The organism is Marinobacter algicola DG893, assembly GCF_000170835.1.
GTDB lineage: Bacteria > Pseudomonadota > Gammaproteobacteria > Pseudomonadales > Oleiphilaceae > Marinobacter > Marinobacter algicola.
Window position 1 is genome coordinate 153,753 of the sequence record NZ_ABCP01000003.1, and the last position, 14,603, is coordinate 168,355.

The window sequence follows — 14,603 nt, forward strand, 5'->3', positions numbered from 1 at the left end:
AGTTAGATTGTTTGTTTTTACAACTATAACGTGGGGTTAGCGTGATTAGAGCCGTTATCAGCGGGACCGGGTTGTACACACCGCCAGCAACCATTACCAACGAAGAGCTGGTGAAGGCCTTTAATGCCTTCGTCGAACTTCACAACGCACGTCACGCTGACGATATTGCCCGTGGCGATCTTGAGCCACTGCAGCCGTCTTCGTCCGCTTTTATTGAAAAAGCGTCGGGTATCAAACGTCGCCACGTGATTGATAAACAGGGTATTCTCGACCCTGAGCGGATGTGCCCGAACATACCGGACCGAACCAACGAAGAGGCCTCGGTGCAATGCGAGATGGCGCTTGCAGCTTGCAACGAAGCGCTCAAACAGGCCGGTAAGAGCGCAGCCGATGTCGATGCGGTTATTGTCGCCTGCTCCAACATGCAGCGCCCCTACCCGGCTATTTCCGTTGAGGTTCAGGACGCGTTGGGTATCGACGGCTTCGCTTACGACATGAACGTGGCGTGCAGTTCCGCGACCTTTGGGCTGCAGGCGGCTGCGAACGCTGTAGAGAATGGCACGGCCAGGGCGGTCCTGGTGGTCAGCCCGGAAATTTGCTCAGGCCACCTGAATTTCCGCGACCGGGACAGCCATTTCATTTTTGGTGATGCCTGCACCGCTATCCTGGTAGAAAGAGATGCCGACGTTGCCGAAGGGCAGGGCTTCGAAGTTCTCGGAACCAGCCTTAAGACCAAGTACTCCAATAACATTCGCAACAACTTTGGCTTCCTGAATCGGGGTGACAAAGAGGGCATCAACAAGCCGGACAAGCTGTTCGTACAACAGGGGCGCAAGGTGTTCAAGGAAGTATCGCCGTTGGTGGCGGAGACGATCCTCAAGCAACTTTCCAGCCTGTCGTTGTCGCCGGATGACCTCAAACGAATGTGGCTGCACCAGGCCAACCTGAACATGAACCAACTGATTGCCCGCAAGGTGCTGGGACGTGACGCGGACACAAAAGAGGCACCGGTGATTCTGGATGAGTACGCCAATACCAGCTCCGCGGGCTCGATCATTGCCTTCCACAAACACAAGGACGACTTCGGCTCTGGAGAGCTGGGCGTGATCTGTTCGTTTGGTGCAGGCTATTCCATCGGCAGCGTTGTGGTTCGCCGCCGATAGGGTCAGGGTTGGCGATAGGCGGTTTTAGCTGGCCGCCAACGCCCTGAGCTTTTCAGGCAATGCCATTGATGTGCGTTTGGTGCGGTCAAACCAGACAATTTTCGCATAGCCTTCCGCGTAGAGTGTGCCGGTCTCAGTATCGGTCAGTGTATGGTAGGTATCGAGGCTGGTATTGCCGGCTTTGTCGGCGTATGTTCTGACCTCAACCGTTGCCGGGTGGGCCAGTTCCTTCAGAAAGGTGGCGCTGGTCTTTATAATGACCGGGCCGTCGGGGTCGTGTTCCGCGCCCAGCTCCAGGGATGCCAGCCAGGTGATGCGGGCTTCCTCGAAAAAGCGGAAATAAACCGTATTGTTAGCATGGCCGTATGCGTCCATATCTCCCCAGCGCAAAGGCATGGAGAGTGTGCTAACCAGATTCCCGGGTACTGACATCGGGGCTACTCCTGAAGCAAGGGGTTAATAATAAAAAAGCAGAGCGCCGGTATTTTCGACGAACAGTAACAGTTTTAACAACCTCAGGTCTGACGATGAGAGACATTTTTTTCCGGCACCCAGCAATCGGCGCCCTGATTTTTATATGCCTGTGTTCAGGTGGTGCGGTCGCGCAAACCGTGCAGCCGGTCGATCCTGACATGGCAGAACGGAAACTTGATGCCGCTCCGAGCGAGGTCGATCCCTACGAAGACTGGAACCGCAAGGTCTATGGCTTCAATGAAACCATCGATAACTGGTTCCTCCGCCCCGTTGCAAAAGGGTATCGCACTGTCATGCCCGGCTTCGCGGACCGTGCTGTCACCAATTTCTTCAACAACCTGACTGAAATACGTAACTTCGCCAACAGTATCTTCCAGTTGAAGGGAGAGTCTGCTGTTGTGGCGGCGGGGCGATTTACCTACAACACGGTTTTTGGCCTGGGTGGGTTGATTGACGTGGCCACCATGTTCGATCTGCCTGAACGTCCGGAGGACTTTGGCCAGACCTTGGGCTACTGGGGCTCGGGCTCAGGACCCTACCTGATGCTGCCGTTCCTGGGGCCCTCTAATCCCCGCGACTTTGGAGGGTTTGTATCCGACAACCTGTTGTTACCTTCAGCCTGGGACCTGGCTGAAACGCCGGATGTCTATTACGCGAGGGCGCTTCAGATTGTTGACAAGCGTGCGGATCTGATTCCCGCGGAAGGGTTCATTTCCGGTGACGGCTATACGTTTGTGAGAAACGCGTACCTGCAGAGGCGGGCGTACCTGATCAACGATGGCAGAACCCTAGACGATCCTTTTGCCAGTGATGACGATGAGGATTTGATGCTCGAGGATTTCTGACGCATCAAATCGGCTGGAACAACGGAGGTTTACCAGATGGTTGATGACCGAATCCGGAAATTCCGCAAAATGCTGGCGGAGGCGCCCAATTACGAAGTCTGGAAAGCGGCGGCGCTGGAACTCGACTTCCTTGAGGGTAACGTGGAATGGAAAGAGGAGTTTGGCTCCGATCTCTACCACTACGAACTCATCTACGACCGACTCAGCAACCTTCGCGCCTACCGCCAACAGAACGATTTCGAGCGCCTGAAACGAGCATTGAGGGAAGGGCTTCATCACGACCTGGGCGACATGGGCAATACGGCCCTGTATACCCGCTCCCGGGTTGGCACCAAGCATCTGATCGAGGAATACATCACCCAGGTGTGCGAATCGCTGGATTTCCTGTGCGACACCAAGGTGGCGGGATTCCCGGTAGCCGACAAACTGCAGTTCTTCCGCGATACCCTGACCAGTTACGGCCGTCCGGCCTTGCTCCTCAGCGGCGGTGCCACGTTGGGCATGTTTCACTTTGGCGTTATCAAGGCACTTTGGGAAAAAGGGTTGTTGCCGCAGGTCATTGCCGGCTCCAGCATCGGCGCCATCATCGCCGGAATACTGGGTGTCCACAGCGATGCGGAAATACCGGACATGCTGGTGCCTGAAAACCATGACATGAGAGCCTGGAAGTGGCGGGGGCTGTTCAGTGCCATACGGGGTGATGGCCTGATGGACCAGGAGCAGTTAAAGGCGTGCCTGCGTGCCAATATTGGGGAATACACCTTTGAGGAAGCGTTCCAGAAGACCGGACGGTCCATCAACGTGAGTGTGTCACCGGTCCAGACCCACCAGAAAGCCCGTTTGTTGTGCGGCTACACGTCACCCTACCTGTTGGTCTGGAGCGCCGTGCTGGCGAGTGCGGCGGTACCGGGTATCTTCCCGCCGGTGCCACTGATGAAAAAAGACATTCACGGCAACGTGCTGCCCTACATGTCGCGGCTGAAGTTCGTGGACGGTTCGGTGGTCAGCGACTTGCCCATCGAACGGCTGATGCACCTCTACGACGTGAACTTCACCATTGTCAGCCAGACCAACCCCCATGTGGTGCCTTTTCTGAACCGGCGGGGCCGGGATGAAAAGATCAGTGTCGCCAATCTGCCGATGCACCTGCTGAAATCGGAAATCCAGTTCCATGGCCAGGGCCTGTTCGATTACCTGCGAAAACGCGTTCAGCCGGAAATGCTGCGACAGGTGGCGGGCCAGATGTACACCATTATGGGGCAGCGTTACTCGGGGGATGTCACCATCTCGCCGACGTATCGTCTTCGTGATTACCGACGCATGTTATCCAACCCCGATCCGGCGTGGGTCCGGGAGATGATCCTGCAGGGCGAGCGTGCGACCTGGCCCAAGATCTCAATGATTCGCTCCCACGCCAGAATCTCCAAAACCCTGGAGCGATGCATTCACCGGTTAAAATCCGAACAACGCCGGTCCACGGCCGAACTGAGACTGGTAAGCAATGCGGATTCCGGCACTTCATGAGATGACAGCCCCGGGAGCCGGGCGGTATGATACCGCGATAGCCGGGGAGCCCGATGGCGGCTCCCGCAAGCTCCGCCTGAGCACCTGACTGGATACGCATGTACTACGATTTCTTCGGTTTTCGGGAGCCCCCGTTTTCGATAGCCCCGGACCCCCGCTATCTGTATCTCAGCGAACGCCATAAAGAAGCGCTGGCGCATCTGATGTATGGCGTGCAGGGGCAGGGCGGTTTTATCGTGATCACCGGAGAGGTCGGTACGGGCAAGACCACGGTCAGCCGCTGCTTCATCGAGAACGTGCCGGATCATGTAGACATTGCTCTGATCCTCAATCCCAGGTTGTCTGCCCGTGAGTTGTTGTCATCCATCTGCGATGAGCTGGAAATAGCCCATCCGGTCGGATCATCCATCAAGGAATTGGTGGGACTGATCAACGATGACCTGCTCAAGGCCCATGCGGCGGGCCGCCATAAGGTTCTGATGATTGATGAGGCCCAGAACCTGTCTGCTGAAGTGCTTGAGCAGCTCCGATTGCTGACCAATCTTGAAACCGCAGAGAAAAAGCTGCTGCAGATTGTGTTGTTGGGGCAACCTGAACTGCAGGAGATTCTGGCGCTACCAGAGCTCCGCCAGTTAAATCAGAGGGTAACCGCCCGGTATCATCTCGACGCCCTGGGTCGCGCAGAAATAGAAGCCTACCTGCGTTATCGGCTCAGCGTGGCTGGCCTACGAGGCGAGATTTTTACCGATCGCGCAATCCGGGCTTTGTACCGCGCCAGCCAAGGTGTACCGAGGCTGATTAACCTGATCAGTGATCGTGCATTGCTGGGCGCTTATGCCGAAGGTGAGCACCAGATCACCGCCCCCCATATCCGTAACGCTGCACGGGAAGTGAACGGCCAGAATCTGCCCGGACGCGCTGGGCGATCTCGCAGATCCCAGGCGCTGATACTTACTGCCGGCCTGCTGATGGCCGTCATCATGACGACCTGGCTGTTCATGGGCCTTCCGGGAAGCGAAGGAACAGCGCCCGACGCTGGCGTTGAAAATCAGGCCAAGCCGCTTGCCGGTACCATCGAACGACTCGACCCGGCTGAGCCTGTTTCCGGGCTATCGGAACTGATTCCCGAAGCCAGCCAGGAGGTTAGTGCGCCATTGGAGCAAGAGTCGGTGCCCGCATTTGAGTTCCCGGCCCAGGCTGTCTCGTTGCCAGTGGCTTTTCGCGAGCTGTTTGAATTATGGGGGCTTGATTACCGCGCCTCGGAAAGCCCGGTGGCGTGTGATTTTGCCGAAGGGGAAGGGCTGCGTTGCCTGCAGAACAAGGGCGCACGCCGAAGCCTGGAATTTCTGGACCGGCCGGCGATACTTCAGCTTCGCAATGGTAACGGGGACAGTCACTATGCCGTTTTGAGCGGCCTACAGGACAATCGCGCCACTATCGAACTCCCAAGTGGTCGCCGGGAGGTCACCTTCTCCAGCCTGGAGCCCTATTGGTTTGGCGAATTTACTGTACTTTGGGAAGCGCCCGCCTACATCTTAGGCGACGCGGCCGGCAGCGAGCGAGGTAATGGCAGGTTGGCTGAGCAGATCTGGATGGGCTCAAAAATGATGGAACTCGCCAGCCGATACGCCGAGAGCCGGCAGGAGGAGAGCCGCGTCAACCGAATGCCGATCGAAGAACAGGTCCGTTGGTATCAGCAGCAAAGAGGCCTGACGGTCGATGGTATTGCCGGCGCCATGACCATCATCCAGATGAATAACGATCTGGAATCTGCCGTGCCCCGGCTGACATCCGGAAGGATGGTAAACTGACATGTCCTATATCCTCGATGCTCTCAGGAAATCTGAAACCGAAAGGCGGCAGGGACGGATTCCGGACCTCGGCCAGCAGGTGCAGCTGATCCACAAACCCCGGAAAAAATCGATTCCGATTCTGGTGTGGGTGGCGCTGGGCCTGGTGCTCAACGCGGCTGTATTGGCCTGGATCTTCTGGCCCCAGGGGCGTCAGGCTTCCCTTACGGATCAGACAACCCCGTCGGCTGGTATGACTGCGCCTGCCCCCACACCCACGGTTGAACCGGTGATTGTAGAGGACAAGCCGGAACCCCCACCTCGGGTATCCGCGCCCGAACGTGTGCAATCTTCGCCGACCAGTGACACGCTTGAGGGGGCCATCGAGATTCCAACACCAGGAGCGAATACCGACTCTCCGACGGATGCGGTAGCGGAAACCGGTGACGCGGATGAGCTCGAGCGGCCTACGGTGATTGTGCCCAGGCCACGAACGCCAAGTGCCGTCAACCCCAGTGAGACGGACGGCGCCAGCGCGCAAACGGCGCCGCATCTTGTCGAACTTCCACTTGCCTTCCAGAAAAGGGTGCCTGACCTGATTTTTAACAGCCATATCTATGCGTCCGAGCCGTCGGCCCGCCGGGTCATGATCAATGACAACTACCTGCGCCCCGGAGAGTCGTTTTCCGGCATCACCGTCGAACGGATTACCGAGGAAGGCGTGGAGCTGAGCATGGATGGCCGTCGTTTCCGGGTGGGTGTGGTCCGCAATTGGGTGAGCCCGAACTAATGGCACTCACCGAGGACGTCAAACAGCAGATTCAGCAAACCTATCGTGACGTGCTGGCCGGCAAGAACATCCGCGCCCGCTATGGCCAGCGCCTGATGATCGCCGAGATTGCCCGCTACATGGGCGAGATCACCGAAAATGACGGCCAGCGCACTTCGCCAGCCGGCACCTGTGTGGTGGAGGCGGGCACGGGCACGGGTAAAACCCTGGCTTATTTGATTGCCGCCATACCCGTGGCTCGAGCCCTTGGCAAGACACTGGTGATATCAACAGCAACGGTTGCCCTGCAGGACCAGATTGTCCACAAAGATCTTCCGGACCTGAAGAGGCACAGCAAACTGGATTTTTCCTGGACCCTTGCCAAAGGCCGCGGCCGCTACCTGTGCATGTCGCGTCTTGAAGCGCGCCTGCATGATGAGGGGAATGGCGACAGCGATACCATGCCGCTGTTCCTGCTGGATGGGCCCGGCAAGGAAGAGCCCGGCACCCGGGCCTATTTTGAAGACATGCTGGCCAGTTACGGGTCCCGCAAGTGGGACGGTGATCGCGATCATTGGCCGGATCAGATACCCGATGATATCTGGCGCCAGGTCACCACCGATCATCGCCAATGTACCAATCGCCATTGCAGCTATTTCGACAGCTGTGCCTTTTTTGATGCTCGAAAAGACCTTGATGATGCCGACATTGTGGTGGCCAACCACGACCTGGTGCTGGCGGATCTTGCTCTTGGCGGTGGCGCCATCCTGCCGGAGCCGGAAAACGCATTGTTCATCTTTGATGAGGCGCATCATCTCCCGGACAAGGCACTGAATCACTTTGCCGCGTCCGTACCGCTTAATGCCACGCGTCAGTGGCTCAAACAACTGTCCCAGGCACTGGGAAAGATGCAGCCGTTCCTCACGCCCGGCACTCAGGCCGCGAAGACCATCGACAGAATCAGTTCCGCTTCCCGTGAAGTGGATCTCTGTCTGACGAAGGTGTACGACGAGGCCGAACAGAATACCGGTTGGGAGTTCAATGAGGAGCGACGCTCCGCCCAGTGGCGCTATCCGGAGGGCGAACTACCCGAAGTGTTGGCTGGTCTGGCGGTGGAAACCCGGGTGGCAACGGCCACCCTGGTTCGCCAGCTTGGTGTGATGGTGGACGAATTACAGACGGCGTTCGATGAGCGCAAAGCCAGCGATGTGGATCGTGATACCGCAGAATCCTGGTACCCCGTTATAGGATCGTTCCATAGCCGTGCTGAGGACCAACTGCGGTTGTGGGCCGCGTGGTGTGATAATCCGGGCCAACCGGCCAGTGAGCCGGCAGAAGGTGAGGAGTCAGCGCCTGAGCCTAAGAAGCGGTCCGGGCCACCGGCCGCCCGTTGGTCGGTGCGACAGCGCTGGGAACACGCGGAAGACATTACGCTCTACAGTAGCCCGGTTCTGGCGGATAATCTGCTTTATTCCAGACTCTGGTCGCGGGCCTATGGCGCTGTGTTGACCAGTGCAACCCTGACCGCCCTTGGGCGCTTTGATCGGCTCAAGGCCAGAGCAGGTTTGCCCGAAGCAAGCCGCTTCGTGGTGGTGCCCAGTTCCTTCCGCTATGGCGAAATGGCAACCGTGGAAGTACCGGCCATGACCGCCATGCCCACGGACGATAGCTTTACGGACCAGGTGGTATCGCGGCTACCGGCCTTGTGGGCCGGGGAGAAGGCGACACTGGTACTGTTTACCTCCAGGCGCCAGATGCAGTTGGTGAGGGATGCCCTGGCGCCGGAATACCCGGAGCTGATCACCACCCAGGACGACATGGCCAAGGGCGAGGTACTGCGCCGCCATTGCAACCGTGTGGATGAAGGGTTGCCCAGTGTGTTGTTTGGTGTGGCGAGTTTTGCAGAGGGCATTGACCTGCCTGGCAAGTACCTGAGCCATGTGGTGATTACCCGACTGCCGTTTTCGGTACCGGATGACCCCATCGAAGCCAGCCTGGCCGAGTGGGTGACGCACCGCGGTGGAAACCCGTTCATGGAAATCACCGTACCCGACGCCTCTATCAAGCTGGTGCAGGCCGTTGGCCGACTGCTTCGGACCGAGTCGGACACTGGTCGCGTCACCATCCTTGATCGTCGCATCATCGCCCGTCGCTACGGGCAGTTGTTGTTGGACGCCTTACCGCCTTTCCGGCGAATCATAGAGCCCTGATAATAAAGAGAGCCATAAAAAAAGAGCCAACCCATTCGGGTGGCTCTTATAGAGTGGGTTCTTATCGAACCCGGGCGTCGAAACAACGCGGAACAAGAAGTCTGAAGGCCTGAAGTTTCAGAAATCTTACCGAGGTTTCCCTCAGCGTTGGGAGAATAGTAAAGGAGGAGGGGGCGTATCCGGATCGTCCAAAGGGCGTAGAGGGCGTATAAAATCCTGGAAAAGTGTGACGTGCGTCACAAAATTACCTCGAAAGACAGGGTTCGTTGATCACGTTCAGGCCAGTAGCCGAAGTTCCCTTGCCTTTGCCAGAGCCTCGGTGCGAGAACCGACTGCAAGTTTGCCGTATAGGTTACGAATGTGAGCTTTTACGGTGGTAGGTGCCACCCCCATCGTGTTTGCAATATCCTTGTTGGCGAGACCCTGGTTGATTAAATCTAGCACTTCCAGTTCTCGCTGACTCAGGGGTTCAGGGAGAACTGTATTGCCAGAGGCTTGCTGCGTATCCGTCAACGCCTCTTCCGGGTTTGTTTCAGGGACTTCTGCTTCTTCAAGTTCAGAGAGCATGGCAGTGACTCGGCTGTTCCAGCGGCCCGGTGCCTTAAGAACCGGGAGCGCCCTGCACAACTGGCGGATGGTTGGACTCTCCTCCGCAAGAAGGCGCATAAATCCAGCCTCCGATGCCCGTTGGACGGCCTGGGCCAGCACCTGTTCCGCTTCTTTCGTTTTCCCTTCGGCGAATAACGCTTCGCTGTAGACCAGTTGGATTTCCACCAGATGTCGGTAGTGCTGATCCTGCTCGGCGCTGAGTCGAAGGGGGGCCAGCGTTGCCATAGCGTCGGCCGGGTGCCCCAGCGCTACCTGAACACGGGCAATGCTGATTTGGTTCTGCTCCCGGTTCAGCGGGTTGGTGAACCGGTCATTGCTCACCTGTTGTATCCATTCTTTCGCCAGATCCATATGGCCGGTGGCGAGATAGCAACGAGCCAGCATGGCGGAACAGGCGGGTGGTTCGAAAACGATATGTTCCCGACGACGCCTCGCCACGCTGGCTGCATCCTCGAGCGCCTCTATTGCCTCCTGGTAACGCCCCTCACTGAAAGCGAGATGCCCGCGCACGTACTGGATAACCACGTGCTGCCCGGGTTCGGTGCCATTGTTGACGTGGTCCAGTAGCGGGGCCAGATAGGAGGCGGCCAACTGGGGCTCGTTGCGTTCCCGGTAGATCTCGATCAGGGCACTGTTCTGCCAGCATGAAATCAACATGGGTTGGCGGGGGTCGCTGTGATGTTGGTCGACCCATTGCCGTACCCTGGTGCAGGTATCCAGGGCCTCGTCGATATCTCCCCGGTTGTATTGAATCCAGGCGAGCAGGCCACCGCTTGAGAGCACGGTACTGGGCTTGCGTTCAAGCTCCCCGTAACGTACCGCCGAGGTTAGTGCATCCTCGGCTGCGGCCAGGTTGCCTTTGCCGTAGTAATCCAGCCCCACCCCATAGTAAGTGACCGACTTGAGGGGGATCCGGGTGTGGTCAATGTCGCGCAAGACCTGTTGGGTCAGGTCACTGGCGCTCTTGTCGTCGCTTTTTGATCGCGCAAGGTAGGAGCGGATCAGCGAAATTTCACTCTGCAGCCCCAGGGCTCCTTCGGCGTCCGGGTGGGAGTCGGCGACCTGTTTGTCGAGCATGTCTTCCAGTTCGCCAAGGAGCGGTTCCAACACGTCCACGCGGTTGGCGAAGAACAGTGCCCATACTCTTAGCATCAGTAGTTGCGGGCTGTCCTGCAGCGTGTTGGTGGGCAGGGAATCCAGCCAACTCAGCACGGGCAGGTGAAACCCTCCGTGGATCAGGTTATTTCCGTGTTCCGCCAGCACCTTTGCAAGCCAGGACCAGTCCTTGTGTTGGACGATCTGGGAAATGCCCTCCTGAACGTGGCCATGGACCAGCAACCAGTGGACCGCTCGCTGCCATTGCCTGTCGATATCTTCCGGCTTGAACTGTCTGGCCCGTTGCAACAGCGCGTCCCGGAAAAGGTCGTGATAGCGGAACCATTCATTGTGGGTATCCAGCGGAATCAGGAACAGGTTTTCCCGCAGCAGCTGTTCCAGCAGGACCTGGCTATTGGTGGTGCCGCGAACGGCATCGCAGAGTGAGGCACACAAGCGGGGACAGCAGGCGGTATCGAGCAGAAAGTCACGCACCGGTGCAGGTTGCTGTTCAAGGACTTCGGTCAGGACATAATCGCTGATGCGCCTCTCGTCCAGGTCGACGCGTTGGTGGCCAGCCCCCGATTTCTGATCGTCGATGTTGCCGCCGGACAGCGCGGACAGTTGCATGGCTGCCACCCAACCCTCGGTTTTGCTGCAGATCCTGCGGATTTCCTGTTCGGAAAGTTCAAGCCCCATGGTGTCGTGGAAGAAACGCTGGCACTCATCCTCGGAGAACGCCAGCAGCCCAGGGTGTATGTCTTCCACCCAGCGGCGCACCCGCCAGCGTGAGAGCGGCAGGGCTGGTTCCGTGCGGGATGCCAGGGTCACCAGGATCCCAGGCGGCAGATAGTCCATGAAATACGACACCTGGCGCTGTAACTGTGGGTCGCGGATAAAATGATAGTCGTCCAGGACCAGGGACCAGGGTGCGCCATCGGCGGCGAGAACGTTAATCAGTCCGGTAATGGGGCCTTCCAGTTCCTGGAGGCTACAATGGCTGAGTTGTTGACGGCATTGCTCCAGACCTACGAGGCCATTGTGTTCAAAGGCCCCCACCACGTACTGCCAGAATCGGCGGGGCTCGTCATCATGCTCATCCAACGATAGCCAGGCAACGGTAGACGGTGACTGGGAGCACCATTGGCTGACCAGCGTGGTCTTGCCAAAACCTGCTGGCGCCACGACCAGATTCAACCGCTTGGCACCTTCCGGCTGCAGCAGGGTGCTCAGGCGATCCCGTTGTACCGAACGGGGATCCGCGGTTGGTCTGAGAAATTTGGTGGTTAGCAGCATCGTTTCCCTGAATGCCGGTGAATGGCAAGTGTCCCGTCTGGTTAATGAATTAACCAGACGGGACACCAGATAACGGATTGTGTGCTTTGTCACCGTTAAGTCAAGGGCCGCAAAGACAAATGACGCCGTCGTCATGCTGCGTTCTGAAGTTTTTGGTCTAAACTGTGTTGGAAGGGATTCTGTATACTCAATAAGAATGAAAAATCACGTTTTTATGCGTATTCTTCTAATAAGACCAGCGTATACATGCCCGGTCGTTACCGGGCCTTATGGGGAGCGACAGGGTAGATGAAATTACAACAGTTGCGCTATATCTGGGAAGTTGCGCACCATGATCTCAACGTATCCGCCACTGCCCAGAGTCTTTTTACGTCACAGCCGGGAATATCGAAGCAGATCCGTCTTCTGGAAGACGAGCTGGGCCTGGAAGTTTTTGCCCGCAGCGGCAAACACCTCACCCGGATCACACCGGGCGGCGAGATCATCATCCGCGAGGCCGGTGAAATACTGCGCCGTGTGGAAGGCATAAAGAAGATTGCGCAGGAATTCAGTAACCAGCGCAAGGGCGACCTGAGTATTGCCACCACCCATACCCAGGCCCGCTATGCGCTGCCGCCTATCATCCAGGGGTTTATTGAGTCCTACCCCGAGGTGTCCCTGCACATGCACCAGGGAACCCCTATGCAGATTTCAGAAATGGCCGCCAATGGTGCCGTGGACTTCGCCATTGCCACCGAAGCCATGGAGCTGTTCAACGACCTGATTATGATGCCGTGCTATAAATGGAACCGCAGCATCATTGTGCCAAAGGATCACCCTCTGGCGAAAAAGTCCGAACTGACGTTGCCGGATCTGGCGGAGTTCCCGCTGGTCACCTACGTGTTTGGCTTCACCGGCCGTTCGAAGCTGGATGAGGCTTTTCAGGCCCACGGACTGACACCGAAAGTGGTGTTTACGGCCGCCGATGCCGATGTGATCAAGACGTACGTACGGCTGGGCCTTGGGGTTGGCATCATCGCCAGCATGGCGTTCGACGAGCAGAATGATCCCGATCTTGTCTGCCTGGACGCCAGTAAGCTCTTCCGTCCGAGCGTGACCCGGATAGGCTTCCGTAAGGGAACCTTCCTGCGCGGCTATATGTACGACTTCATCCAGCGATTTGCGCCACATCTGACCCGTGAGCGGGTGGATGAGGCCGTGACTCACCAGGGCAGCAGGGCGGAGATCGAGGAATTGTTCAACGACATCGATCTGCCGACCTACTGACGGCACTGGGCGGTTTATTCGCGGGCGATCAGGTTTCCGGCGTGTAGGCCGCATTCCTTCTGCGTGGCTTCTTCCCACCACCAGCGGCCCTCGCGTTCATGCTGCCCAGGCAGGATAGGGCGTGTGCAGGGTTCGCAGCCAATGCTGACAAAGCCCTTTTCGTGCAGTTTGTTGTAGGGGGCCTCCGTCATACGGATATAGTCCCAGACTTCCTTCGAACTCCAGTTCGCCAGCGGATTAAACTTCACCAGCGTTTTCTCGTCCGTAGAGAAGGCGTCGTCAATCTGCACCACAGGCACGTCATTGCGGGTGCCGGGGCTCTGGTCCTTGCGCTGGCCGGTAATCCACGCATCCACGGTGGCCAGTTTGCGCCGTAACGGATTGACCTTGCGGATACCGCAGCACTCGCCATGGCCGTCCTCATAGAAACTGAACATGCCCTTGCGGGTGACCAGATCCTGCACTTCCGCCGCATCGGGGAACATCACCTCAATGTTAATGCCATAGTGCTCGCGGACCCGATCAATGAATTGATAGGTTTCCGGGTGAAGGCGCGCCGTATCCAGGGTGAATACCTGAAGGTTGTCAGTCAGCTTGTGGGCCAACTCAATCAGTGCGACGTCTTCCGCACCGCTGAAGGAAATGGCAATGTTGTCGTACTTCGCCAGAGCGGCCTTGAGGATAGCCCTGGGGCTCGCGCCTTCAAGCTCGGCCTGTAACTGTGCAATGTCCGTCATTTGAAAGGATCACCTGGAGTGTAAATGTGTGATAAATCTACCATTAACCGGCAACAGTCTGAAGGAATGGGGGAGTATATCGTTATAGCCGCACAGATGTACGATGCATTCCGCCCCGGTTTTTCTTATCATACCGCCTGATTCCAATCCCCGGCGGCCTTCGCCGGGCTGACCAGCGTTCAACTATCAGGAGACCATTGTGGAACTCGCGTGCCTTGACCTTGAAGGAGTACTGATCCCGGAAATCTGGATCGCGTTTGCGGAAAAAACCGGCATTGAGGAGCTCAAGGCGACCACCCGAGACATTCCCGATTACGACGTACTGATGCAGCAACGCCTGAAACTGCTGGACCAGCACGGCTATGGCCTGCCGCAGATCCAGGAAGTGATCGGCGAGTTGGACCCGCTGCCCGGTGCCCGGGAATTCCTGGACTGGCTGCGGGAGCGGTTCCAGGTGGTGATTCTTTCCGACACTTTCTACGAATTCGCCATGCCTTTGATGGCAAAACTGGGCTATCCGGCACTGCTGTGTCACAAACTGGAAGTGAATGACGAGGGCCGGATTACTGATTACCTGCTGCGCCAGCGAGATCCCAAGCGCCAGTCCGTTCGTGCCTTCCAGCTGCTCAATTACCGTGTTATTGCGGCGGGTGATTCCTACAACGACACGACCATGCTCGGTCAGGCGGAAGCGGGTATTCTTTTCCACGCACCGCAGAACGTGATTGAGGAATTTCCCCAGTTCCCGGCGGTACATACCTTTGAAGAGCTGAAGGGCGAGTTCCTGAAGGCCAGCGCCATTCATAACTGAGTGCGCAGATCATA

Annotated in this window: 11 protein-coding genes; 8 read left to right on the forward strand and 3 right to left on the reverse strand. The window is 57.5% G+C overall.

From position 1 onward, the window contains the following. Positions 1-41: 41 nt before the first annotated feature. Positions 42-1,163, forward strand: a complete 1,122-nt coding sequence (locus MDG893_RS04695) for a beta-ketoacyl-ACP synthase III (RefSeq protein ID WP_007152578.1) — start codon at positions 42-44, stop codon at positions 1,161-1,163. Between the two features lie 24 nt (positions 1,164-1,187). Here the strand turns inward: MDG893_RS04695 and MDG893_RS04700 are convergent, their stop codons facing one another. Next, positions 1,188-1,595, reverse strand: a complete 408-nt coding sequence (locus MDG893_RS04700; RefSeq protein ID WP_007152579.1) for an acyl-CoA thioesterase — start codon at positions 1,593-1,595, stop codon at positions 1,188-1,190. Positions 1,596-1,795: 200 nt separating this feature from the next. Between MDG893_RS04700 and MDG893_RS04705 the strand changes: the two genes are divergently transcribed. The 5 genes from MDG893_RS04705 (at position 1,796) to dinG (ending at position 8,775) form a co-directional block, all read left to right on the forward strand. Next, complete coding sequence (locus tag MDG893_RS04705; protein ID WP_157132759.1) at positions 1,796-2,482, forward strand: MlaA family lipoprotein; 687 nt, start codon at positions 1,796-1,798, stop codon at positions 2,480-2,482. A 36-nt stretch (positions 2,483-2,518) separates the two neighbouring features. Beyond that, entirely contained in the window at positions 2,519-4,006 is a 1,488-nt protein-coding gene (locus MDG893_RS04710; protein ID WP_007152581.1) for a DUF3336 domain-containing protein, read from the forward strand. A gap of 98 nt (positions 4,007-4,104) precedes the next feature. After that, positions 4,105-5,817, forward strand: coding sequence for an AAA family ATPase (locus tag MDG893_RS04715; protein WP_007152582.1), 1,713 nt, complete (start codon positions 4,105-4,107; stop codon positions 5,815-5,817). 1 nt (position 5,818) lies between these two features. Next, complete coding sequence (locus MDG893_RS04720; protein ID WP_007152583.1) at positions 5,819-6,586, forward strand: general secretion pathway protein GspB; 768 nt, start codon at positions 5,819-5,821, stop codon at positions 6,584-6,586. Then, the gene (gene dinG, locus MDG893_RS04725) at positions 6,586-8,775 is read left to right on the forward strand and encodes an ATP-dependent DNA helicase DinG (protein WP_007152584.1); all 2,190 of its coding nucleotides are present in this window, start codon (positions 6,586-6,588) and stop codon (positions 8,773-8,775) included. The genes MDG893_RS04720 and dinG overlap by 1 nt, the downstream gene beginning before the upstream one ends. A gap of 276 nt (positions 8,776-9,051) precedes the next feature. Here the strand turns inward: dinG and MDG893_RS04730 are convergent, their stop codons facing one another. Then, the gene (locus MDG893_RS04730; protein ID WP_007152585.1) at positions 9,052-11,775 is read right to left on the reverse strand and encodes a winged helix-turn-helix domain-containing protein; all 2,724 of its coding nucleotides are present in this window, start codon (positions 11,773-11,775) and stop codon (positions 9,052-9,054) included. A 288-nt stretch (positions 11,776-12,063) separates the two neighbouring features. Between MDG893_RS04730 and cysB the strand changes: the two genes are divergently transcribed. Continuing rightward, complete coding sequence (gene cysB, locus MDG893_RS04735; RefSeq protein ID WP_007152587.1) at positions 12,064-13,041, forward strand: HTH-type transcriptional regulator CysB; 978 nt, start codon at positions 12,064-12,066, stop codon at positions 13,039-13,041. A 14-nt stretch (positions 13,042-13,055) separates the two neighbouring features. On the opposite strand, the gene MDG893_RS04740 is transcribed toward cysB, so the two are convergent. Next, positions 13,056-13,778, reverse strand: a complete 723-nt coding sequence (locus MDG893_RS04740) for a phosphoadenylyl-sulfate reductase (protein WP_007152588.1) — start codon at positions 13,776-13,778, stop codon at positions 13,056-13,058. Positions 13,779-13,977: 199 nt separating this feature from the next. On the opposite strand from MDG893_RS04740, the gene thrH reads away from it, so the two are divergent. Then, complete coding sequence (gene thrH / locus MDG893_RS04745) at positions 13,978-14,589, forward strand: bifunctional phosphoserine phosphatase/homoserine phosphotransferase ThrH (protein WP_007152589.1); 612 nt, start codon at positions 13,978-13,980, stop codon at positions 14,587-14,589. The last annotated feature ends 14 nt before the right edge of the window (positions 14,590-14,603 follow it).